At 75.4% G+C, this 22183-nt stretch carries 15 protein-coding genes; 4 read left to right on the plus strand and 11 right to left on the minus strand.

The window, feature by feature from the left end; translation table 11 throughout:
• Window positions 1-3 precede the first annotated feature (3 nt).
• The 6 genes from GXP74_RS07470 to GXP74_RS07495 form a co-directional block, all read right to left on the minus strand.
• Window positions 4-1323 carry a PP2C family serine/threonine-protein phosphatase gene (locus GXP74_RS07470; protein ID WP_182450607.1) on the minus strand — a complete coding sequence of 440 codons (1320 nt, stop codon included), beginning with the start codon at window positions 1321-1323 and terminating at the stop codon, window positions 4-6.
• 6 nt (window positions 1324-1329) lie between these two features.
• A complete protein-coding gene (locus tag GXP74_RS07475) occupies window positions 1330-3954 on the minus strand; it encodes a tetratricopeptide repeat protein (RefSeq protein WP_370468392.1) in 2625 nt (874 codons plus the stop codon).
• 5 nt (window positions 3955-3959) lie between these two features.
• Window positions 3960-5336 (minus strand): hypothetical protein, encoded by a 1377-nt coding sequence (locus GXP74_RS07480; RefSeq protein ID WP_182450609.1) that lies wholly within the window; start codon window positions 5334-5336, stop codon window positions 3960-3962.
• A gap of 136 nt (window positions 5337-5472) precedes the next feature.
• Window positions 5473-6534 (minus strand): glutamate ABC transporter substrate-binding protein, encoded by a 1062-nt coding sequence (locus GXP74_RS07485; RefSeq protein ID WP_182450610.1) that lies wholly within the window; start codon window positions 6532-6534, stop codon window positions 5473-5475.
• A gap of 14 nt (window positions 6535-6548) precedes the next feature.
• A complete protein-coding gene (locus GXP74_RS07490) occupies window positions 6549-8003 on the minus strand; it encodes a hypothetical protein (RefSeq protein WP_182450611.1) in 1455 nt (484 codons plus the stop codon).
• Between the two features lie 138 nt (window positions 8004-8141).
• Complete coding sequence (locus tag GXP74_RS07495) at window positions 8142-8603, minus strand: MarR family winged helix-turn-helix transcriptional regulator (RefSeq protein WP_182450612.1); 462 nt, start codon at window positions 8601-8603, stop codon at window positions 8142-8144.
• A 103-nt stretch (window positions 8604-8706) separates the two neighbouring features.
• Between GXP74_RS07495 and GXP74_RS07500 the strand changes: the two genes are divergently transcribed.
• The gene (locus GXP74_RS07500; protein ID WP_182450613.1) at window positions 8707-9081 is read left to right on the plus strand and encodes a cupin domain-containing protein; all 375 of its coding nucleotides are present in this window, start codon (window positions 8707-8709) and stop codon (window positions 9079-9081) included.
• A gap of 118 nt (window positions 9082-9199) precedes the next feature.
• Here the strand turns inward: GXP74_RS07500 and GXP74_RS07505 are convergent, their stop codons facing one another.
• Both GXP74_RS07505 and GXP74_RS07510 read right to left on the minus strand, forming a co-directional pair.
• Window positions 9200-10294, minus strand: a complete 1095-nt coding sequence (locus tag GXP74_RS07505) for an N-acetylglucosamine kinase (protein WP_182450614.1) — start codon at window positions 10292-10294, stop codon at window positions 9200-9202.
• A complete protein-coding gene (locus GXP74_RS07510) occupies window positions 10285-11568 on the minus strand; it encodes a 6-phospho-beta-glucosidase (RefSeq protein ID WP_182456248.1) in 1284 nt (427 codons plus the stop codon). The genes GXP74_RS07505 and GXP74_RS07510 overlap by 10 nt, the downstream gene beginning before the upstream one ends.
• 140 nt (window positions 11569-11708) lie before the next feature.
• Here GXP74_RS07510 and GXP74_RS07515 point away from each other — a divergent pair, with 140 nt between their 5' ends.
• A complete protein-coding gene (locus GXP74_RS07515; RefSeq protein ID WP_182450615.1) occupies window positions 11709-11873 on the plus strand; it encodes a hypothetical protein in 165 nt (54 codons plus the stop codon).
• On the opposite strand, the gene GXP74_RS07520 is transcribed toward GXP74_RS07515, so the two are convergent.
• Both GXP74_RS07520 and GXP74_RS07525 read right to left on the minus strand, forming a co-directional pair.
• Window positions 11870-13063, minus strand: a complete 1194-nt coding sequence (locus GXP74_RS07520; protein ID WP_182450616.1) for an ROK family transcriptional regulator — start codon at window positions 13061-13063, stop codon at window positions 11870-11872. The genes GXP74_RS07515 and GXP74_RS07520 overlap by 4 nt on opposite strands.
• Window positions 13064-13299: 236 nt before the next feature.
• A complete protein-coding gene (locus GXP74_RS07525) occupies window positions 13300-14352 on the minus strand; it encodes a mechanosensitive ion channel family protein (protein ID WP_182450617.1) in 1053 nt (350 codons plus the stop codon).
• Between the two features lie 343 nt (window positions 14353-14695).
• Here GXP74_RS07525 and GXP74_RS07530 point away from each other — a divergent pair, with 343 nt between their 5' ends.
• Window positions 14696-15268 (plus strand): HNH endonuclease, encoded by a 573-nt coding sequence (locus tag GXP74_RS07530; RefSeq protein WP_182450618.1) that lies wholly within the window; start codon window positions 14696-14698, stop codon window positions 15266-15268.
• Between the two features lie 158 nt (window positions 15269-15426).
• On the opposite strand, the gene GXP74_RS07535 is transcribed toward GXP74_RS07530, so the two are convergent.
• Window positions 15427-19443, minus strand: a complete 4017-nt coding sequence (locus GXP74_RS07535; protein WP_225447780.1) for a beta-N-acetylglucosaminidase domain-containing protein — start codon at window positions 19441-19443, stop codon at window positions 15427-15429.
• Window positions 19444-19749: 306 nt separating this feature from the next.
• Between GXP74_RS07535 and malQ the strand changes: the two genes are divergently transcribed.
• Window positions 19750-22056 carry a 4-alpha-glucanotransferase gene (gene malQ, locus GXP74_RS07540; RefSeq protein WP_182450619.1) on the plus strand — a complete coding sequence of 769 codons (2307 nt, stop codon included), beginning with the start codon at window positions 19750-19752 and terminating at the stop codon, window positions 22054-22056.
• Window positions 22057-22183: the final 127 nt, after the last annotated feature.

Raw genomic sequence — 22183 nt, forward strand, 5'->3', positions numbered from 1 at the left:
GATTCAGCTCTCCTGAGCGTGAGGGAGTGCGGCGGCGGGTGCGTGGGGCCGCGAGGTCGCGGCGGGCAGGCAGGGCAGAACGGCGACGGTGATGTTGTCGTGCCCGCCGCGCGCGCAGGCGAACCGGACCAGCTCCTGCGCGGCCTCCAGCGGTCGGAGGCGGGCGTCGGCGGGAACCACCGCGCCGAGCGCGGCAGCTGACTCCTCGTAGTTCCACAGGCCGTCGGTGCAGACCAGGATCACGCCCGGGACCACCGGGGTGAACACGACGGCGTGCGGCTCGACCTCGACCGCGTCCGCGCCCAGCCAGCCGGTGATGGCGTGCGCGCGCGGGTCGGCGTAGGCCTCGGCCTCGGACATCAGCCCGGCCTCGACCATCCGCGCGGCCCAGGAGTCGTCCAGGGTCAGCCGCTCGGAGCCGGAGCGGTCGTCCGGGAACCAGTAGGCGCGGCTGTCGCCGACCCAGCCCACGGTCACCTCGCCCTCGCTGGCGACCGCGCTGACGATGGTGCAGGCGGGGGAGTTGCGGCTGGGGTCCAGCGGCCCCTCCTCGGCCAGCCGCTCCACCCGCTCGGCGGCGGCCATGATCGCCTCGTGCATCGCGGCCTTCGGCTCGACGCCGGACTCCAGCGACTCCAGCAGGTACTCGCTGGCGGTGTCGGCGGCGGCCTGCGAGGCCTCGTCCGGACGGGTCGCCGAGGAGACGCCGTCGCAGACCACCGCGACCACGGCGGGCACCCCGCCGGGACGCGAGGTGGCGGCGACGGCGAAGGCGTCCTCGTTGCGGTGGTGCCGGTGGCCCCGGTCGCTGACCCCGCACACGCCCGCGAGGGCGCGCTCCTGGTGGTCGCGGGGGCGGGGCTGCGCGCGCCCGCAGGCCTCGCAGTAGCCGTCGGCGTCGATGGTGCGGGCCCCGCAGCCGACGCAGACCCGGCCCGCGTCGGGGTCGATCACCGGGACCACCTCGGTCGGGTCGTGGTCCTCCTCCGGCTCCTCCGCGGCGGCCTGCGGCCCCGGCTCCGGATCGCTGACCAGCACCCGGGCGGGGGCGGCCAGCACGAAGTCGCCGGTGCTCCCCGGCGGCGCGTCCGCGGCCAGCCCCGCCCGCGGGTCGGCCACGCCGTCGCCGGGAGCCCCGAACCCGGGCCCGACCGGCGGCGCGGCGGGGGGAACCGGCGGAACGGCGGGCGCGCCCAGCGGGGGTGGCGGAGCCAGGGCCGCGGCCCCGGACGAGGTCAGCTGGGTGCCGCAGCCCTCGCAGAAGCGGTCGCCCTCGGCCACCGGCAGCGCGCACCGGGGACAGGAAAGAGTCAACTGATCCATGCGTCCTTACACCCACGTCCTGGGTCGGGTCCGATTCGCCCGCTCCACCCACTCGATCCGCTTCTCCGGCTGTTCCGCGAGACGCGCCAGTACCCGGTACGACTGCTCCAGGGCGAACCGCAGTTCCCGTTCCTCCGCGGGATGCCCCAGCAGCAGCACCGGGCCCGCCCCGGCCGCCCCGTCCGGACGCCCGGAGACCACCCAGCCCAGGGCCTTGCCGAGGACCTCGGCCGACAGCTCCTCGCGCCGCCGGGTGTCCAGGCCGAGACCGGCCAGCTGGGTCGAACAGGCGTCCAGGTCGGCCCGCAGCGGCTCGCTCGGGGCCCGGTCGCGCAGCCGCGCCCGCACCGCGGCGACCCGCGCGGCCACGTAGTGGTTGGAGGTCTCCGGGACCGACTCCAGCGCGCGCACCGCGCCGACCCGGTCGCCCGCGGCGAGCCGGACCCGGGCCAGGCCGAAGGCCGCGCTCACGTAGGCCCGGTCGGTGGTCCACACCAGGCGGTAGAACTCGGCCGCGTCCTCCCGCTCGCCCAGCGCCTCGGCGCAGATGCCCAGCGCCAGCTTCGGCGCGGCCTCGCCCGGGAACGCGTCGTAGACCGCGTCGAAGGCGTCGGCCGCCGCGCCCGCCGCCGCGCTCGGCAGCGGGCCGCCGGGGGTCCCCGAGGCCACCAGCGCGGCCAGCCCCCGGTACCAGACCACCCGCCAGTCGTCCGGGTAGTCCACGAACAGGCCGGCCAGCGCCGTGTCCACCTGGGCCAGGTCGCCGAGCTCGACCAGCGCCCGGAGCCCGCGCAGCCGCAGCTCCACCGAGTTGACCGGCGCGGAGCTCAGCGCGGCCAGCACGTCGGCCGGACCGGTGGCCATCAGCGCCGCCAGGAAGCCCGCGTTCGGGTCGCCCGGGTCGATCCGGGGCACCGGCAGCGCCAGCGCCATCTGCCGGGTGGCCAGCGGCAGCACCGCCGGCGCGCCCCCGGCCACCGGCAGCGGCGCGGTCGCCGCCTGCCTGCGGCGCCGGGCGGCGGTGGCCGAGGCCGGCGCGTCGAACGCCGCCGGGCCCACCAACTCGGTGTCCACCACCCGCAGTTCCGGACCGAACAGGGTGGACAGCGCCGGGCGCGGCAGCTCGTCCTGGAGCGCCAGCACCTCCCGCAGCACGCCGGTCAGCTGGTCCGCCATCTCCTGGGCGGAGGAGAAGCGCTTGTCCGGATCCGGGTCGGTGGCCCGCACCAGCAGCCGGTAGAAGGACTCGTACCGGGCGAAGACCTCGACGTCCTCCGGGCCGGGCAGGCTGTCCCGGTAGACGGTGGCGTAGCCCTGGAAGTCGAAGGTCAGCACCGCCAGCGAGCGGGCCACGGTGTAGAGGTCGGACGAGGGGGAGACGCCGTCGGTGGCGATCTCCGGGGCCTGGTAGCCGACGGTGCCGTAGATCGGCCCGTCGTCGTCCTGCTTGCGGACCGCGCCCATGTCGATGATCTTCAGCTGGTCCTCGGACTGGATCACGTTGTCCAGCTTGAAGTCGCAGTAGATCAGCCCCCGGCTGTGCAGGTAGCCCAGCGCGGGCAGCGCCTCCAGCGCGTAGGCGATCGCCTGCTCCACCGCCAGCGGCTCGCGCCGCCCCTCCGGGGTGCGCCGGGCCTCGGCGATGTCCTTGAGGGACTTCCCGCCGACGTACTCCATCACGATGTAGCCGTCGCTGGTGCCCTTGCGCAGGTCGGGGTGCTCGACGAAGTTGATGATCCGGACGATGTTGGGGTGGTCCACCTCGGACAGGTAGCGGCGCTCGGCGATGGCGACCTCCAGCGCGTCCGCGTCGCCGGTGTCCAGCAGGCCCTTGAGCACCACCCACTTGTCGTTCACCCGGCGGTCTATGCCGAGGTAGATCCAGCCGAGGCCGCCGTGCGCCAGGCAGCCCACCACCTCGTACTGCCCGCCGACGACGTCCCCGGCGAACAGCTTCGGGGTGAACGAGTACTCGGTGCCGCACTTGCTGCAGAAGCCGTCCGGCCGCCCGGGCTGGCCGTTGCGCGAACGGCCCACCGGGGCCTCGCACTTGCTGCAATAGCGCTTGCGCTCCGGGACCTCCGGGTGCTGCTGCACCATGCTCAGCGGATCCGGGCGCGGGATCGCCGGTACGTTCACCAGGCCCGCGCCCAGGCGGCCCCGGCTGGACTGGCTGGTGCTGCTGCGGGTGCTGCGCACCGACACCGACGTGCCGTGCGAGGCGCTGCGGGAGGCCCGGGAACGGCCGGACATGGAGCGGGAGGAGGGGCGCGAGGTGCTGCTCGAACCGCTGCGGGAACTGCTCGGGTCGGGGCTGCCGGAGCGGGCGGCGGGGACCGCCGGTCCGGTGGCCACCGGCTGCGGGGCCAGGCCGCACTCGGTGCAGTAGCCGTCCGGGTCGATCACCCCGGAGCCGGTGCAGTCCGGTCGGCGGCAGGGCGAGCCGGGGCCGGCGGCGGACGCCTGGCCGGTCGCGGACCCCTGGCCGGTCGCTGCCCGCCCGGTCGCTGCCCGCCCGGTCGCCGTCGGCGCCGGAGCGAGGCCGCACTCGGTGCAGTACCCGTCGGCGTCGATCACCCCCTGGCCGGTACATTCCGGCCGGGTGCACGGTGTGCCCGTCATCGCTGTCATCCCCCTCAAACCCCGTAAGGGCGGCCGTCCACCGGCCCGTTCTGTCGGTTCTGCTCGAACTGGCCCTGGTGCGGGCCCGGTTCCTGGGCCTGCCCCGGCTGCTGGCCGGGCCGCAGCGCCTGCTGGTAGCGCCGGACCGCGTGCTCGGCGGCCCGCAGGTCGCAGGGCGCGCTCCAGAGCATCCGCCGGGCCTGGTCGTAGCGCTCGATCAGCTCCGGATCCTCCGAGACGCCCAGCCGCGCGCCCATCGCCTTGTAGGCGTCCAGGCGTCCGCGCAGCTCGGCCCGGAGCGCCAGCGGCGCGGTCACCGCCGTCAGCGACTCCCGGGCGCGCAGCAGTTCGCGCTGCGCCGCGCCCTCCAGCGTGTCCAGCAGCGGGCCGAGCCGGTGCCACTGCCCGTGCCGACGCAACTGGTCGGCCTGCGACAGGCGTTCCCGCAGCGCGCTGGCCGGTCCCGGAACCGCCGGGACCTCGGTCGAGGCTATCTTCGCCAGCACCTCGCCGCGCGCCCGCCGGGCCTCGGCCAGCGTCGCGTCGGCGCGGGCCAGCAGGTCGCCGACGCCCTCCAGCCGCTCGTCCGCGTCGTCCCGCAGCCGCAGCACGTCCTGCAACTCCAGCCGCAGGTCGTCCAGCGCCCGCGCGGAGCGGTCGTAGCGGCCGGTCTCGACCGTCCCGGCGACCGGGTCGCGCCCGCCGTGGGTGCCGCCGCCCGGGCGGGGCGTCCAGAAGGCCAGCGGGTCGGAGACCACCTCGGCGCGCAGCGAGGCGAGTTCGCGGCCCATCTCCTCCAGCGTGTCCCCGGCCGGATGCTCCCCGGGGTGGACGCCCACCGAGCGGGCCAGCGCCCGCACCCGGCCCAACTCGGCCAGCAGCAGGTCGATCCGCGCGGGCAGCGCCGACCAGACCGCGTCGGCGGCCGAGGCCACCTCGATGATCCGGCCGTACCAGCCGTTCATCCGCTCCACCAGCTCGGTCAGGCTGACCTGCTCGCTCAGCCTCGCCCCGCCGGTCAGGCTCAGCCCGCCGTTGGCGGCCCGGCCCGCCGAGACGGTGACGCCGGTGCCCCGCAGCAGCTCGGTCAGCTCCTGCAACTCGGCCTGGTTGGGCCGGTTGCGGCGGGAGCGGACGGCGCGGGCGGCGGCCAGCGCCTCGGTATAGGTGTCGAACATCGACCACAGCCGACCCAGGCCCGGCTCGGCCGCGCTCCAGCGCTCCAGCGTCCGTCCGGTCAGCGTGGCGCCTTCGAGCAGGCGGCAGCCCGGGTGGTCCTGGAGCGCCAGCAGCGAGGTCTGCACGGCCTCGCGCTCCGCGCCGAGGCGTGCCAGGGCGCGGTCGACCTCCTCCCGGGTCATCACCGAGCCGCCCGGTCCCGTCAACGCCATCGCACTGCCATTCGCTCGCCCTGCCCCCGTCGTGCCGCTCATAGCGGCGGTCAAGCCTGCTGGTAGCCAGATTGTCAGACCCTTGACGCGCTGGGCAGTCCGGGTGGCTGCCCTGTTGAGATCTTGACGCGCCCGCTCAGCCCGCGTAGCTCACCGTCGGCGGCCCGGAGGAAGGGCCCAGCGCGGCCTGCAGCCAGGTCCGGTACTCGCTGTCCCACTGGTCCGCGCGGAACTGGTCCAGCACCGCGTTCACCCGGCGGACCAGGTCGTCCTCACCCAGCTTCATGGCCACGCCGTAGGTCTCTCGGTCCATCAGCGTGCCGACCAGGTGGATCGTCGGATCCTGGGCCTGCTGTCCGGCGCCCAGCGCGTTGTCGGTGACGGTCGCGTCGACGGTGCCCAACTGCATCAGCACCAGGCAGTCGAGCTGGTTCTCCACCGGGACGACGGTCGCCCCGAAGCTCCGCCGCTGGAGCAGCGCGATGCCGGTGGAACCGGTCGCGGCACAGACCCGCTTCCCCTTCAGGCTGGTGTCGTAGCCCTTGATCGGGGAGGAGAGGGGCGCCACCACCGCCTGTCCGGCGACGAAGTACGGCGAGGAGAAGGCCACCTGCTGCTCGCGGTCGCAGTCGATGGTCATCGTCCGGACGACCACGTCGACCTCGCCGCTCTGCAGCGCCGATATCCGGTCCGCGGTCGGCACCGACAGGAACTCCACCGCGTCGGCGTTGCCCAGGATCGACTTGGCCAGGGCGTGCACCAGGTCGATGTCGAAGCCTTCGAGCTCCCCGTTCGCCGGGTTGCGGAAGCCCCACAGGTAGCTGTTGGTGTCGATCCCGGCGATCAGCTTCTTCCGCTTGATGATCCGCTGCACGTCCACGCCGGAGTCGTCGGTGCTCGGGGTCAGGCTCACGTTCGCGCTGGCCGGGGTGCACGAGGCGGCGCTGTCCGGCGCGGACTTCGGTGCGGACTCCGGCGCGGACTTCGGTGCGGACTTCGGTGCGCTGCCGACGGCGTCGGCGGGCGCGGCGGTGAACACCAGCGCGTCCGGGCGCGGGTCCGCCGAGCTGGCGGGCAGCGCGACCGTGCCCAGCAGCAGCGCGCCCGCCGCCAGCACCGCGATCCGGGTCCTGGCCGAGAAGCCCGCCTCGCCCGTCGTCCCGTCCCGGTCCGCCCTCCTCAACCTCCGTGCGGCCATGGCCGCCCACCCCCTCACCGGTACTCCGCCGCACGGCGGTTGATCCCCCACAGCGCGGCGAAGCCCGCCAGCACCGCCAGCACCAGCACCCCGGCCGCGAGGCCGGTGGTGTCGTCGCGCCCGCGCCCGGCGAACTGGCCGACATTGGCCCGCTCGTGCGCGATCGCCGTGTTCAGACTTGAGTCCAGCCGCACGAACGCGGCATTGGTGGTCGGCTGTCCGGCACCGATGGTGTCGCCGACCGCGACGTCGTAGGCGCCGCTGTCGTTGGCCTGCTGCGCCGTGGCGTGCCGCTGCTGCCAGGTGGCGAAGTCCGCCTCGGCCGCGGTCACCGCCCGCTGCGCGACGGCGTCGGCCGAGGTCATCGCGGCTGCCGTGGGCAGGTAGCCCTGCGGGCCCGCCAGCTGCTTGCTGACGGTGTCCCAGTCCGTCTCGTAGATCGCGGTCGAGCCCCTGGCCACCAGGTCCAGGTTCTCCGCGCCCCGGCACTGCAACGCCTTGATCTGCGCCTCGTTCAGCACCTGAAGCGGCGCCGAGCCCCGCGCGTCGCTCTGCCCCAGGTCGGACCCGGCCAGGCTCTGCGCCGCGGTCAGCCAGACCAGCGCCAGCACCACCGTCGCCGAGGCCAGCAGCAGGCCGAGGTTGAACACCCGGTTGGTGGCCCGGTACAGCCGTACCTGCGCCCGCACCAGCGCCGCCAGCACCACCAGGCCCAGGCCGAGCGCGGCCCAGGGCAGCGAGCGGGCGTTGCCGTAGTCGGTGCGCAGCCGCCCGGTCTCCACCTGGTAGAGCGTCTGCGCCTCGGCCAGCATGGTGTTCTGCATCTGCCCCGAGGCGTAGCGCAGGTAGGCCCCGCCGAGCGGGTAGCCGACCCGGTCGTCCGCCCCGGCCACGCCCACCAGGTCGGCGTAGGTCGGCAGTTGCGCGCTGAGCTGCTGTATCTCGTGCTGCCCGGGGTCGGTCGGGGTGGCGTTCGCGGCGGCCTGGGCGAGCAGCGTCGAGGCGCTCTGGATGTCGCCGTTGTACTCGTCGCGCACCGCGGCCGTCTCGTTGCCCGCCTGGAGGAAGCCGGTCGCGGCGGTGGTGTCGGCGTCGGCGAGGGTCCGGAAGATCTGCGCCGCGTCGTCACTCAGCGGCTGGCTGTGCTCGACCACACCGGCCGCGGCGTCGGACCGCTGCGTGACCTGGACGTAGCAGAGCACCCCGAACAGCAGCGCGAGCAGCGCCAGTACCGAACCGAGCGACCACAGCCGCCGGATCGGGGCGTTCCCCGCGTTCCGCAGTCGCGCTCCGATGCGCCCCGGCGCGCGGTCCGGCATCCGCGCGGGCGCGCGGGCGGCCGCCGGGCGTCGCCCGCGCGGCACCCCCGGCACCGGAGCGGCACCGCGCCGCGGCGCGACCGCCCCGCCCGGTGCGGCCCCCGGCGCCGGGCCGAAGCCCGCACCGCCGCTGTTCCCCGGTCTCGCCATCGCGCCCGCCCCTTTCCCCCGCCCGGCCCGACTCCTTCGGCAGCAGTATGGCCGTCCCCTCCGACATCCACACCGGAGTTGCGTCGATCTTGAGGTTTCGTCCAGCGCGGCGCGGTGACGTGAGGTCGCCGGGGCGGGTCACCAGGTGGGGCGGACCGGGCCTCGGGGGGACAGCCGGGCCAGGTCGGCGACCAGGGGGTGGAAGCGGGCGGCGCCCAGGGTGTCGATCCAGGGGGCGATGGTGTCGGCGGCCGCCGCGTCGGCGGCGCGGGTGCAGGCCCAGCCGCGCTCGGTGAGCACGACCAGGCGGGCGCGGGCGTCGTCGGGGTGCGGGTGGCGCTCCACGTAGCCCTTGCGGACCAGTTCCTCGACCAGCTGGCTGGCCGCCTGCTTGGTGACCCCCAGGTGCTCGGCCAGCTCGCCGACGGTCGCGCCGTCCGGCGCCAGCCGGGCGAAGGCGAAGCCGTGGGCCGGGCGGATGTCGGCGAAGCCCCGGGCCTCGACCCCGGCCTGGATCCCGGCGACGAGTTCACCGGACAGGGCGAGCAGCAGGGCCGGCAGGGCGCGGGCGTCGGCGGTGGAGTCGGCGGTGGAGTCCATGCGGCCAGTGTCGCACGGAAGGGCAAGCGGCTTGACTATCGGATGGACAAGCTGCTTGACTGTTTTCAGGAAGTCAAGCAGCTTGTCCATTCGGGAGGCCCCCATGCCGTTCATCCGCAGCGCCGACGCCGTGACCCACGAGATCCACGGCGTCCGCTTCGTCTCGTACGCCGCACCCGCCACCGGCAGCAGCGAACTGTGCGCCTGGCGCGGCGAGGTCCCCGCCGGTACCGCCGGGGTGCCGCACACGGTGAGCCGCGAGGAGGTGCTCTACCTGCTCTCCGGCGCGCTCCGGTTCACCGTGGACGGCGAGGCCGCGGACCTGGCCGCCGGGGACGCCGTGGTCGTCCCGTCCGGCGCCGAACTGCGGCTGGACAATGTCAGCGGCGAGCCCGCCGCGATCTGGACCGCCACCGCCGTCGGCCTGACCGCGACCATGGCCGACGGCAGCGTGATCGCCCCGCCGTGGGCCAACTGAACCGCGCCGGAAAGCCGTCGGACAGCCGCCGGAAGACGGCCGCGGAGACGGCCGCCGGAAACAGGACGGCCCGACCGGACGCCGGGTCCGGTCGGGCCGTACGGAACGGGCTGCCCCCTCAAGCAGTCCGCGGCCGCCGCCCGCGCGGGTACGAAGCGCGCAGGCGTTCCTGTGCGCCGGGCACACTGCCGTGCCCGGTCGCCGCCAGATGGTCCAGTCCCAGCAGTGCCGCGCCGACCACCGGCGGGGTGTCGACCACCCGCGGCACCGCCAGCGGGGCCTGGGCCGCGAGCAGCGCGGCGACCCGGTCCAGCAGCAGCGGCTGCCGGGCGGCCAGGACACCGCCGCCGAGCACCACGTCCGCCGGGGTGTCCAGCAGGTCGAGCCGGCGCAGCGCGACCACCGCCATCCGGACGATCTCGTCGGCCTGGCGCTCGATCAGCGTCAGGGCGACCGGGTCGCCGGCCGCGGCGGTCGCGAACAGCACCGGCACCAGCTCGTGCAGGCGCTCCCGGGCGAGCGACCCGAAGTGGACGGCCAGGGCGACCGCGTCCGCCGAGGGCAGCCCGAAGTGCTCGGCCGTGGCGGAGGCGAGCGCGGTGTGCGGACCGCGCCCGTCCTCCGCCCGGCTGGCGACGAACATGACCTCGGTGGACAGTCCGCCGCCGCCACCCCAGTCCCCGGTGAGCGCACCGAGGGCCGGGAAGCGTGCGGTGCGTCCGTCCGGCAGCAGACCGACGCAGTTGATCCCGGCGCCGCAGACCACCGCGACGCCGCGCGGCGCCGCGGTGCCCGCGCGCAGCAGGGCGAAGGTGTCGTTGGTGACCGCCACCGTCCGGCCCCAGCCGTGACCGGTGATCGCCGCTTGCAGCAGCCGCTCCTCCACCGGCAGGTCCGCACCCGCCAGGCAGGCCGACACGTGGCTGACCAGCGGCCCGGACCCGGCCGCGAGATCGATCCCGGCCTCGGCCGCGGCGGCGGCGACCAGCGGGACCAGGCCCGCCACCGCCGCCTCCGTGCCGACCAGGTACGGGACGAACCCGCCGCCGCGCGCGGCGCCGAGGACCTCGCCGTCGACGGACAGCAGTGCCACGTCCGTCTTGCTGTTGCCGCCGTCGACGGCGAGCACCCCGGCCACCCGCTCCCGGGCGGGCGCGGCGCCGCCGGTCCGGTCGACGGCCACCGGCACGGCCTGTGTTCCGGTCACGCCCATGCCAGGTGCTCGCGGTTGTGGTCGATCAGACGGTCCGTCAGCTGCTCCGCGAGGTCGATCTGGCCGACCAGCGGGTGCGCCAGCAGCGCCTGGAACACCCGGCTCCGGCCGCCCAGCAGGGCCGCGTCCAGGGCCAGTTGCTCGTAGCCGGTGACGTGCGCGATCAGCCCGGCGTACAGCGGCTCCACGGTGGGGACCGGCAGCGGCGTCGCGCCGTCGGCGCCGATCCTCGCCGGGACCTCGATCACCGCGTCGTCCGGCAGGAACGGCAGCGTGCCGTCGTTGCGGACGTTGACCACCTGGACGTCCCCGGCGGCCGACCCGGTGCCGAGCAGCGAGGCCACCAGGTTCACCGCCGCCTCCGAGTAGTAGGCGCCGCCGCGCTTGGAGAGCAGCTCGGGCTTCTCGTCCAGGTTCGGGTCGCCGTACATCTCCAGCAGCTGCTTCTCGATGGCCGCCACCGCGGACGCCCGCGAGCCCTTGGAGCGCAGCTCCTCCACCACCCGGTCGTGCTGGTAGAAGTAGCGCAGGTAGTACGAGGGGACCGTGCCCAGCTCGCGGACCAGCGACAGCGGCAGCACCAGGTCTTCGGCGATGGACGGGCCGAAGTTCTCCAGCAGCTCCGGCAGCACGTCCCGGCCGGTGGCCGAGCCGGGGGCGTCCAGCAGGTGGACGCCGCGCTCCCAGGTCAGGTGGTTCAGGCCGACGTGGTCCAGCCGGATCCGCTCCGGGACGACCCCGAGCAGCCCGGCGAACTTCCGCTGGAAGCCGATCGCCACGTTGCACAGGCCGACGGCCTTGTGCCCGGCGGTCTGCAGGGCCCGGGTGACGATGCCGACCGGGTTGGTGAAGTCCACGATCCAGGCGTCCGGGTTGGCCCGGCGCACCCGCTCGGCGATGTCCAGCACCACCGGTACCGTGCGCAGCGCCTTGGCCAGACCGCCCGCGCCGGTGGTCTCCTGGCCGACGCAGCCGCACTCCAGCGGCCAGGTCTCGTCCTGGTTGCGGGCCGCCTGCCCGCCGACGCGCAGTTGCAGCAGCACCGCGTCGGCGCCGTCGACGGCCGCCTCCAGGTCGGTGGTGGTGGTGATGGTGCCCGGGTGGCCCTGCTTGGCGAAGATCCGCCGGGCCAGGCCGCCGACCAGGGCCAGCCGGTCGTCGGCGGGGTCGACCAGGACGAGTTCGCTGATCGGCAGGGTGTCACGGAGGCGGGCGAACCCGTCGATCAGCTCGGGCGTGTAGGTGGAGCCGCCGCCGACCACGACGAGCTTCAGCGCCCGGGCGGGGGCGGTGCTGGTCGTGGTGCTGGCGGCTGCGGTGGTGGTGGTGCGGCTCATCGGCCTTGACCCCTGTCAGTTGTCGCGCCTTCCGGGAGGTCAGGGAAGGCTGTTCGTGCGGAGTACCGGGATGCGTGATGGGTTTCGGCGTGGACGCCGGTTGCGGGCGGGGCGCGGCGCTGCGCCCCGGTGGACGGCTGGGTGGCGGACGCGACCGGCGAGTGGCCGACGGCGTGGTCCGCGTCGGCGAGCGCGGCGCCGAGTTCGGGGGAGTCGAGCGGATGCCGGGAGCGGCTGGCTAGTACGTCGTGAAGACGCTCTCCCGGGCCGTCGCCAGCGCGGTCTGCAGGGCCCCGGCGACCACCGGCGACCCTTGCACCGTGCTCAGCGCGAGCCGCGGCCTGGGCACCGCCAGACCCGTCAACTCGTCCTGCACCAGCGCCCGCAGCTCCTCGCCACCGGCCAGCGGGATGTCCCCGCTGAGCAGCACCAGTTCCGGGTCGACCACCGCGACGATCGCGGCCAGGCCGGTGGCCAGCCGCCGCGCCAGCAGGGTCAGCAGCGTCGCGTCGCCGTTCCCGGCCGCCGCCACGGCGGCGGTCACTGCCTCCGGCGCGGTCCTGACGCTGATCCCGTGCTCCCGGGCGAGCGCCAGCACCGCGGGCGCGCCCAACAACTGCTGGAACCCGCCGGCGTTCTCCATCCGGACGTTGCGCACCAGCGGCGCGCCGGGCAGCGGCATGTAGCCGACCTCGCCGGCGCCGCCGGTGTGGCCCCGGTGCAGCCGTCCGGACAGCACCACGGCCGCGCCCACGCCGTCCTCGACCCAGAGCAGGACGAAGTCCTGGACGCCCTTGGCCGCGCCCAGCCGCTGCTCGGCGATGGCCGCCAGGTTGACGTCGTTCTCGACGGCGACCGGCACGCCCAGGCTGTCGGTCAGCTCCTCCAGCAGTCGGCGGGAGTGCCAACCGGGCAGGTGCGGCGCGTAGCGGAGCTTGCCGGTGCCCGGGTCCAGCGCGCCGGGCGTGCCGATGACCACCTGCCGCAGCAGGTTCCGGGCCAGCCCGGCGGAGGCCACGGTGGCGTCCACCGCGTCGCGCACCCGGTCCACCGCGCCGGTCGCCTGGCGGCCGGGGGTGGCCACCCGGTGCTCGGCGACGACGGTCCCGGTGATGTCCGCGACGGCGACCCGGATCCGCGAGGCGTTGACGTCGAGACCGGCGACGAAGGCGGCCTCCGGGTTGATCTCGTACAGTTGCGCGCCCGGGCCCGGACGTCCGGCGGTGGTGCCGACCGGGACCACCAGACCGGCGTTCTCCAGCCGGGACAGCAGCTGCGAGGCGGTCGGCTTGGACAGGCCGGTGAGCGCGCCGAGCTGGCTGCGCGAGAGCGGGCCCCGGTCCAGCAGCAGCTCCAGGGCGGCCCGGTCGTTTATCGCACGCAGCAGGCTGGGAGTGCCTGGCTGCGCCGTACCGCCGGGGCCGCTGCTCATCTGCCTCGCTCCTCACTGCGTGTCGCGGCCCGATGGGGCACCGTTCCGATGGCCACTGTTAGGAAACCTTCCTAACTTCTGGAAAGGAACGTACGTCCCGGGCGGTGCACTGTCAATGGAACGGACGGACAGGATCGTGCGAACGGCTGGATTCAACCGCCGTCCGCTGGGCGCGAGGCCGGGGGAACGCCCGGGCCGTGGGCGCTGACGGCGGGCGGCCGGGGCCGCCGCCACGGCTACTTCTTCGCCAGCTCGGGGTCCTGCGGCACCGGTATCGCGGCCGTCGCCCGCGACTGCGCCGACAGCGGATCGGCAAGCACCGAGGGCGCGTTGATGTCGGCGGCGTCCGCCGACCCGGCACGCGGCGAGGGCAGCGCCACCGCCCCCACCTGGATCCCGGCCGCGTCCAGCGCCAGCTTCACCCGCAGCCGCAACTCCCGGGCGACTGACAGGGACTTCCCAGGCATCGTCTTCGCGGAGACCTGCACCACCACCGACTCCGCCGACAGCGTGTCCACGCCCAGCACCTGCACCGGCTCCCACAGCTGCTCGCTCCAGGGCTCCTCCTTGGACATGGACTCCGCCGCGTCCAGGATCAGCCGCTCCACCAGTTGCAGATCCTCGTGGTAGCCCACCGGCACCTCGACCGAGGCGGTCGCCCAGCCCTGGCTCAGGTTGGCGATCCGCTTCACCTCGCCGTTGCGGATGTACCAGATCTCCCCGCCGGGACCGCGCAACTTGGTCACCCGCAGACCCACCTCCAGCACGGTGCCGACGGCCACGCCGGTGTCGATCTGGTCGCCGACGCCGTACTGGTCCTCCAGGATCATGAACACGCCGGAGAGGAAGTCGGTGACCAGGTTGCGCGCGCCGAAGCCGATGGCCACCCCGGCCACCCCGGCGCTGGCCAGCAGCGGCGCCAGGTTGATGCCGATGACCGACAGCGCGGTCAGCGAGGCGATGCTCATGATCGTGAACGAGGCCACGCTGCGCAGCACCGAGCCCATGGCCGCCGAGCGCTGCTTGCGCCGCTCGGAGTTCTCCAGCAGGTTGCTGATCAGCGGACCCGGGTGGTCCCGCCGCCCGCCGTGGGCCATCCGGTTGACCATCCGGTTGATCAGCTGCCGCACGGTGGCCCGGATCACCACCGCGACCACGGTGATGAAGACGATCTGGATCCCGCCGGTGACCCAGCCCTGCCAGTGGGCATCGAGGTAGCTGACGGCCTGACCTGCGGTCTGGGTCGCGTTCGTCAGGCTCGGACTCGGGTTGGGGTTCTGCGTTGCCATCAGCGCATCGTACCGAGGCCGGACGGATCGAACGGATCGCACGAGTGGCGTACGGACGTCCGCCGGACGGCCCGCCACCGGCGGCGGACGTGCAATCCGGTGCGTTCCTGGGCATGAACGGTGTGGGGCAGCACACACCGTTGCCCCGGTTCTCCCGGATTGGTGGCGCGGCGGGGAAAGCTGAGGCGACACTGGTATGGAGATCGTCAGGGGCGACCGCGAACCGAGCGGGCGCCCCCGGCGGAGACAACCGAAGAATCATGCGTGACCGGTACGCCGTCCACCCGGACGGAGTGCTCGTCCCGGCGCGAGCCACGCGCCGTCGGCGGAAAGGGAGGCCATCGTGCCGCATGTCCTGGTCCTCAACGCGTCGTACGAGCCACTCGGCGTCGTCTCGATGCGCCGCGCCCTCGTTCTGGTCCTCGACAAGAAGGCAGTCAGCCTTGAGGACTCCGGGGTACTCATGCATAGCGCCACCAGCGCCGTCTCGGCGCCGTCCGTCGTCCGACTGACCCGCTTCGTGCGGGTTCCCTTTCGTGGTCCCGTTCCGCTGACCCGGCGCGCGCTGTTCGCACGCGACGGGGGCCGGTGCGTGTACTGCGGTGGCGTCGCAACCAGCGTCGACCACGTGGTGCCGCGCAGCAGGGGCGGCCAGCACCGATGGGACAACGTGGTGGCGGCCTGCCGCCGCTGCAACCATGTCAAGGCCGACCGCCATCTGGCCGACCTCGGCTGGCGGATGAAGCGACCGCCCGCCCCGCCGTCCGGCCTCGCCTGGCGGATCATCGGGACCGGGCACCGCGACCCCCGCTGGCGTCCCTACCTGGAGCCCTACGGCTCCCGCGAGGAGATGTCCCACGTCGCCCCGGAGGTCCCGCCTCCGGTGTGGGAGGCTCCGGCCGAGCTCAGCGCGTGACGCGGCCGCGCCGCTGAGGCCGTCCGGCGCCTGAGCCCGGGCACCGCGCGCGGTCCTGTTCCCGACGCCCTCCGACCCGCCCCAGCGGGCCCGGGGGGCGCCGCGCTGCGCGGGACGGGTGGGCCCTGCCGTCGCGAGAGCGGTGCTCTTGTTTCTGGTCACTGCTCCGAGTTGCGGGCGGGCGGGGTGACCGAGGTGCTGGGGGTGGCCGTCGGGGAGGCCGGAGCCGAGGGCGGGGTGGCCGGAATGGTGCTGCCGGGCGGCTGCGGCACGCTCACCGGCGTCGGCGACGGGGCCGCCGCCGTACCGGAGGCGGCCGGGCTCGGCCCGCCCGCGCCGCCCGGCCCGGACGAGGGGCCCGCGCCCGCCGGGACCGCGTCCGCGTACAGCTCGATCCCGGTCAGCGAGTACCCGTTCGCGGTGGCCGGTTCCACGCCCTGCATCCGCACGTAGCCGACGTCCGGCGCGTCCAGGTACACCGTCTCGGTGCCGCCCTGCCCGTCCAGCACCGAGGCGGCCGTGGTCCAGTTCACCCCGTCGGTCGAGGTCTCGACCAGGTACTGCGCCGCGTACGCCGCGTCCCAGTGCAGCACCACCTTGCCCAGCGTCGCGGGCTGCTGGAGCTGGAGCTCCACCCAGGAGTTGTCGATCGCGGGCGAGGCCCAGCGGGTCGCCGGGTCGTCGTCGTTGACGTTCGCGGACATGAAGTCGGCGCTCAGGTCGCCGGAGGCGGAGGGGGTGGCGGTCAGCGCCAGGTCGGGACCGGCGGTGCGCGGACGCACCCGCACCCGCACCACCTGGCTGACCGTCCGCCCGTCCGCGACGAAGCTCACCGGCACGTCGTAGTCGCCCGGCACGGTGTCCGCCCCGGCGCTGAAGTCCAGCGCCGCCGCCACCTGCGCGCCGCGCGCCAGCGTCACCGGTCCGGCCCCGCGCACCGCCAGGCCCTTGGCCGCGGCCGGGAGCCGCGCCCGCAGCGTACCGGTCAGGCTGCCCGTCCCCAGCGCCCGCACCTCGGCCGGGAGCACCGCCGTCCCGCCCGCCTCCAGGTCCACGCTCTGCTGCGGCAGCTGTAGCGCCGCCGCCGGGGTGTCCGCGTACCAGGGCACCACCTGGTAGACCACCGGGGCGGCGTCCCCGCCCGCCCAGACCAGCCGGATCTGGTCGGCCGCGACCCGGGGGTCGGCCGCCAGCTGGGTGTAACCCGCCGTCAGCGCGCCGATCCGGACCCAGCCCCGGCCCGCCTCGTGCACCTCCACCCAGCCGGCCGCGCGCACCGACGCGTCGGTGAGCACCACCACCTGGTCCAGCGGCTGGGACCGGCCCAGGGTCACCGTCAGCGCCTCGCCCGCCGTGGGCGCGTCGGCCGCGCGGTAGGCGGTCTGCAGCGAGCCGTCGACCACGTTCGACACCGGGTAGCCGGGCCGCGCCGGGGGACCGGCGGCGGTCGCCGTCGTCGTCCCGCCCGTCGGCTGCGGCGCGGTGACGGTGAACTCCCGCACGGCCACCGCGGTCTCCTGGGTGGCGGTCGCCCGCAGCCGCAGGTAGCGGGCCCGGGTACCGGCCGGCAGGGTCGCGTCCACGGTCTGCTGGCCGTGGTAGCTGCCGACGGTGTGCCAGCTCCCGTCGCCGGTGGAGTACTCCAGTACCGCGTCCTGCAGGTAGTCCCCGGCGGCGTCGCTGCCCTCGGTCCCGCCCATGGTCACCCGGACCTCGCCGACCGGCTGGACGCTGCCGAGGTCCACCCCGACCGAGTCGCCGACCTGCGGCGGGTCGGCGCTCCAGTAGTAGCTGTCCGGGTCGCCGTCGACCATCAGCGAGGGGTCGTCGTCCAGCGCGGTGCCCATGGTGGTGGTCGCCGTGACGGACTCGCCGCCCAGCCCCGCCCAGCTGTTCCAGGACACCAGCGCCCGCTGCAGGAAGGGGTCGAGCACCCCCGCGCCCACGGTCACCGTGGACGTGCCGAGCTGCTGCACCAGCTGCCGCAGCCGCTGCTGCGCCGCCCAGGCGGCGGCGCCCCGCCCGGCGCGCTGGGCGGTCAGCATGTCCACCGCGGTCTGCCCGGCCTGCCCGTACAGCGCCAGCCGCGCCAGCCAGGCGCCGTCCTCGGCGCCCAGCGCGCCGCCGTCGAGGCCGTCCAGCGCGGCCGGGGCCTGCGCCATGGTGCTGAACGCGGCCCGCAGCGCGGCGGCCGAGCCGTCACCGCCCTGGTGCGCCCAGAACGCCGCCAGCAGCGGCCGCAGGTACGCGGACTCCGGCTGCCCCAGCGGCGAGGAGGCGCTGTTCCCGGCCAGCGCGGCCAGCGCCGCCGCGGTCCGCTCCGCCGCCGCCCGGGACGCCGCCGGGACGCCCTCGCCGGTGGCCGAGGCCAGCCCGGCGACCGCCTGCTGCCAGGAGCTCTGCGGGACGTAGGCGGCCGGGTTCCAGCCGAAGTCCGCCGCCGTGGCCAGCGGGATCCGCGAGGCCAGCGGCTGCTCCATGGCGTTGACCAGCAGCGCCGCCGATCCGGCGGCGACCTGCGGATCCCGTCCGGTGTAGGGGCCGAGGTAGAGCCGGTCCGGCTCGGAGTCGTTGACCGGGTAGTTGTCCTGGGTCACCAGCGGATGCCCGAACGCCTGCTGGGCGCTGTCGACGTCGGCGGCGGTGATGATGGCCGGCTGCACGCCCACCCCGGTCCAGGCGACCTGCACCGCCGGGTCGAGGTCCTTCGCCAGCGCGGTCCGGTAGGGCGTGGCCCCGCTCTGGTAGTACTCGCTGGGCAGCACCGTCAGCGGGGCCGCGCCCGGATGCTCCGCCAGGAAGCGCTTCAGCACCACCGCCACCAGGTCGGACTGCGCCCGGGCGGCCGAGGCCGGGCCCTGGCCGTAGGTGTCCAGGTCCCCCTGGCAGTTCCAGTGGGTGTAGCTGACGTCGGTGAACTGCAACTGGAAGGCCCGCACCCCGAGTCCCCACAGCTGGTCCAGCTTGGCGATCAGCGCGTCCTGGTCCTGCTTCGAGGTGTAGCAGACGGTCTGGCCGAGCGAGAGCCCGTAGCCGAAGGTGACGTGGTCCAGCGCGGCCCGCTGCGCCATCGACCGCAGCGCCGCCTGCTGCGCGGCCGGGTAGGGCTCACGCCACTGGGTGCCGCGGTACGGGTCCTGGCCGGGCGCGTAGAGGAAGAAGTCCTGCTTGTCGCGGCCGAGGAAGTCCAGCTCGGACAGGGTCTGCTGGGTGGTCCACGGGGTCCCGTAGAACCCCTCCTCGGCGCCGCGCACCGGCGTCGACGGCCAGTCGCTGACCCGGACGCCGGGGACCGCCGCCACTCCGTCCGGGGTCGAGGCCACCAGCTCCCGCAGCGACTGCGCGGCGTTGTAGGTGCCGTCGGCGTCGACCCCGGCCAGCACGATCGCCGCCGCCCGGCCGCCGGGCACCGCCAGCAGCCCGGACGCCAGCACGTAGCCGCCCGCGGGCAGCCCGGCCGGGCTGAGCGCGGGCGCGCTGCCCCCGGCGGCGGCCAGGCCGCGCAGCGCCCGGTCGCTGCCGCCGCCCGCGTGCTCGGCGATCCCGCCGACGTAGACGGTGAGCGTGCCGGGCGCGGGCGTGGCACTGCCGTCGCCCGCCACCAGCCGCCGCACCCCGGCGTCCAGCAGCAGCGACCTGACCGAGGCCACCGCCCCGGCGTCGGCGTCGGCGGCGAGCACCAGGGTCACCGTGGACGGCACCGTGAACGACTGGCCGTAGCCGCTCTGCGACTGCGCCCGGGGATAGATCTGAGCCATGGTCACGCCACCGGTGGCGACGGCCGAGGCGGCGGCCTCCAACCCGGACGCCGAGCGTCCCCCGGCCGGGACCCCGGCCGCCGGACGGGTGGCGGCGGACGCGGGTGTGGTCCCGACCACCACCCCGCCCACCACGGCCGCGACCGTCAGCGCCGCGCTGGCCCGCAGCGCCGCGCCCCGGCGCCGACTCCGCGAGGCGGCCGACCGCACCCGGGCCAGCAGCGGCTCGGTGCCCTTGAACTCGGAGATCAGCCGGTCCGCCGTCTGCGGCGCGAGCCGCCGCGCGGTCCGGGCGGCGGTCCGACGCGCCGTCAGCGCGGGCGTGGAGTACAGCAGGCTCTGCAGCGCGGCACTGTGCTCCACCTGCCGCCGCAGCCCACTACCCACACTGGCGGGAAGGGAGGACCGGTGTTCCACGCGGCCTCCTCCGTCCGATTCCAACCGATTGCCCTGCGTTGCCCGCCCGTTGAACAAGCCGGCAGGCTACTGCTGCGGTGCCAGCCCACCAGAGAGGTATGTCCACTGTCAACGAGCGGGGGTGCTCCGGGCCTTATGTCCGCTTGCGTGACGGATCTCCCGTGGGGGTGCTCGGCGGCGTCGTTCGGCGGGCTGGTGCGGGCCCACGGTCCGGCCCGCCGCCGGGGCGGGCGACGATCACTCCGGACGATCACTCCAACGGCCGGTGTCGCACCCCCCTGTCGGCGGGTAGGAGCCAAGCCGGGCATGAGCACCGCCCGTCCGTGTCCTGCCCTGCCCGCCGTAGCGTCGAGGAGCCGTCCCGTGGCCACAGCCGCCCGTCCGTCCGCCCCGTCGCAGCCAGGTTCCGACGCGAGGGCGGAGCTGGCCCGGGCGCACGGGGTCGACACCGTGCGGGACACGCCGGACGGGCCGGTGCCGGTGCCGCCGGACACGCTGGTCGCGGTACTGGCGGCGCTCGGCGCCGACGCCTCCACCGAGCAGGCGGCGCGCGCGGCGCTGGAACGGCACCGGCAGGCGGAGGCCGCCCGGCTGCTGCCGCACTGCCTGGTCACCCGCAGCGGGCGGGGGGTCGACCTGGCCGCCGACCACGGTGTGCCGGCCGCCGCCGAGGTCTGGGTGGAGCTGGAGGGGGTTCCCTCCGGCGGTCCGGTGCGCGGCGTCCACGGCGGCCGACTGCCGGGGGACCTGCCGGTCGGCCGGCACACCCTGTGCGCCCGGACCCGCGACCGCGCCTCGGCCGCGCCGCTGATCGTCGCCCCGAGCCGGGTGCCGTACCCGGAGCGGCGCGGCTGGGGCTTCCTGGCGCAGCTGTACTCGGTGCTGTCGCAGCGCTCCTGGGGCATGGGCGACCTGGGCGACCTCAGCGAGCTGGCGCAGTGGGCCGGGCAGGCCCACGGCGCGGACTTCGTCCAGGTCAACCCGCTGCACGCGGCTCGCCCCGGCGAGGGCGGCTACCCGGCCGACCCCTCGCCCTACCGCCCGTCCTCGCGCCGCTTCGCCGACCCGGTGCACCTGCGGGTGGAGGCCGTGCCGGAGTTCCCCTACCTCGACCCCGCCGCCCGCGAGCAGGTCCAGCGGCTGGCCAGGAGCGGCGCGGCGCTGCGGGACGCGGTGCTGCTGCACGACGGCCTGATCGACCGGGACGCGGTCTGGGAGCTCAAGCGCGAGGCCCTGGGCCTGCTGCACGCCGTCCCGCGCGGCCCCGGGCGGGAGGCCGCGTACCAGGCGTTCCTGCGCCGCGAGGGGCGCACCCTGGACGACTACGCCACCTGGTGCGCCCTCGCCGAGGCGCACGGACCGGCCTGGCGCTCCTGGCCGACCGGGCTGCGCGACCCCGGCAGCGCGGCCGTCCGCCACGCCGCCGGGAGCGACGGGCTGCGGCAGCGGGTCGAGTTCCACCGCTGGCTGGCCTGGCTGGTGGACGACCAGCTGGCCGCCGCCGGGGAGGCGGCGCGCGGCGCGGGCATGGCCGTCGGCCTGGTCCACGACCTGGCCGTGGGCGTGCACCCGGAGGGCGCCGACGCCTGGGCCTGGCAGGGCTTCCTGGCCGGGGGCATCTCGGTGGGCGCCCCGCCGGACGCCTTCAACGCCCACGGTCAGGACTGGGGCCTGCCGCCGTGGCGCCCGGACGCCCTGGCCGCCGCCGGCTACGCCCCGTACGCCGACCTGCTGCGCGGCGCGCTGCGGCACGCGGGCGCGCTGCGGATCGACCACGTGATGGGCCTGTTCCGGCTCTGGTGGGTGCCCGAGGGCCGCCCGCCGACGGAGGGCGCGTACGTCCGCTACGACCACGAGGCGATGCTGGGCGTGCTCGCGCTGGAGGCACACCGGGCCGGGACCGCCGTCATCGGCGAGGACCTGGGCACGGTCGAGCCCGGCGTCCGCGAGGAGCTGGCCGAACGCGGGATCCTGGGTACCTCGGTGCTCTGGTTCGAACGGGACTACGGCGGCGGGGGCGGCGGGCCGCTGCCGCCGGAGCGCTGGCGGGAGGGCTGCCTGGCCACGCTGACCACGCACGACCTGCCCAGCACCGCCGCCCGGCTCAGCGGCGAGCACGTGGACCTGCGGTACCGGCTGGGGCTGCTCAGCCGCCCGCTGGCGGAGGAGCAGGCCGAGGCGGACGCCGACCGCGAGGAGTGGCTGGGCGAGCTGTCCCGCGAGGGCCTGCTGGCGCTGCCCCCGTACGGCGAGGGCCCGGCCACCGACCTGACCCCGGCGGAGGAGGCGGCGGTCCCGGACGCCCCCGGCGGCAGCCTGCCGGAGGCCGTCGCCGCGCTGCACCGCTACCTGCTGCGGACCCCGGCCCGGCTGGTCGGCGTCTGGCTGCCGGACACCCTGGGCGACCCGCGCCCGCAGAACCTGCCGGGGACGTCCAGCGAGTACCCGAACTGGCGCTTGCCGGTCGCCGACGCCGAGGGACACCCCACTGACCTCGAACACCTGACCGCGTCCCCCCGAACGGCGGAGCTGACCGCACTGATGGACGAACTGCCGCGCGACCCCCAGTCGGGCGGTCCGAGCGGGACGCCCGGAGCGGCTACCGGAAGGTAAAGGGCCACCCAAAGGGTCCACCCCGCCGCGCGGCGTCCCGGGGCGGGCCTCTACCGTGGGGGAGTGATGACTCGAAACTCCCTGCGCGCCGGCGCCGTAGCCGCTGGCACCGCGCTCACGCTGCTCC

The sequence above is a fragment of the Streptacidiphilus sp. P02-A3a genome, from assembly GCF_014084105.1.
Lineage (GTDB): Bacteria > Actinomycetota > Actinomycetes > Streptomycetales > Streptomycetaceae > Streptacidiphilus.

What these genes read in the sequence shown, in the direction of transcription:
- GXP74_RS07505 (WP_182450614.1), bottom strand. Translation starts at nt 10,294, where the DNA reads ATGGGCGTGACCGGAACACAGGCCGTGCCGGTGGCCGTCGACCGGACC.
- GXP74_RS07495 (WP_182450612.1), bottom strand. Translation starts at nt 8,603, where the DNA reads ATGGACTCCACCGCCGACTCCACCGCCGACGCCCGCGCCCTGCCGGCC.
- GXP74_RS07500 (WP_182450613.1), top strand. Translation starts at nt 8,707, where the DNA reads ATGCCGTTCATCCGCAGCGCCGACGCCGTGACCCACGAGATCCACGGC.
- GXP74_RS07470 (WP_182450607.1), bottom strand. Translation starts at nt 1,323, where the DNA reads ATGGATCAGTTGACTCTTTCCTGTCCCCGGTGCGCGCTGCCGGTGGCC.
- GXP74_RS07485 (WP_182450610.1), bottom strand. Translation starts at nt 6,534, where the DNA reads ATGGCCGCACGGAGGTTGAGGAGGGCGGACCGGGACGGGACGACGGGC.
- GXP74_RS07525 (WP_182450617.1), bottom strand. Translation starts at nt 14,352, where the DNA reads ATGGCAACGCAGAACCCCAACCCGAGTCCGAGCCTGACGAACGCGACC.
- GXP74_RS07520 (WP_182450616.1), bottom strand. Translation starts at nt 13,063, where the DNA reads ATGAGCAGCGGCCCCGGCGGTACGGCGCAGCCAGGCACTCCCAGCCTG.
- malQ (WP_182450619.1), top strand. Translation starts at nt 19,750, where the DNA reads ATGAGCACCGCCCGTCCGTGTCCTGCCCTGCCCGCCGTAGCGTCGAGG.
- GXP74_RS07480 (WP_182450609.1), bottom strand. Translation starts at nt 5,336, where the DNA reads ATGGCGTTGACGGGACCGGGCGGCTCGGTGATGACCCGGGAGGAGGTC.
- GXP74_RS07475 (WP_370468392.1), bottom strand. Translation starts at nt 3,954, where the DNA reads ATGACAGCGATGACGGGCACACCGTGCACCCGGCCGGAATGTACCGGC.
- GXP74_RS07515 (WP_182450615.1), top strand. Translation starts at nt 11,709, where the DNA reads ATGGGTTTCGGCGTGGACGCCGGTTGCGGGCGGGGCGCGGCGCTGCGC.
- GXP74_RS07490 (WP_182450611.1), bottom strand. Translation starts at nt 8,003, where the DNA reads ATGGCGAGACCGGGGAACAGCGGCGGTGCGGGCTTCGGCCCGGCGCCG.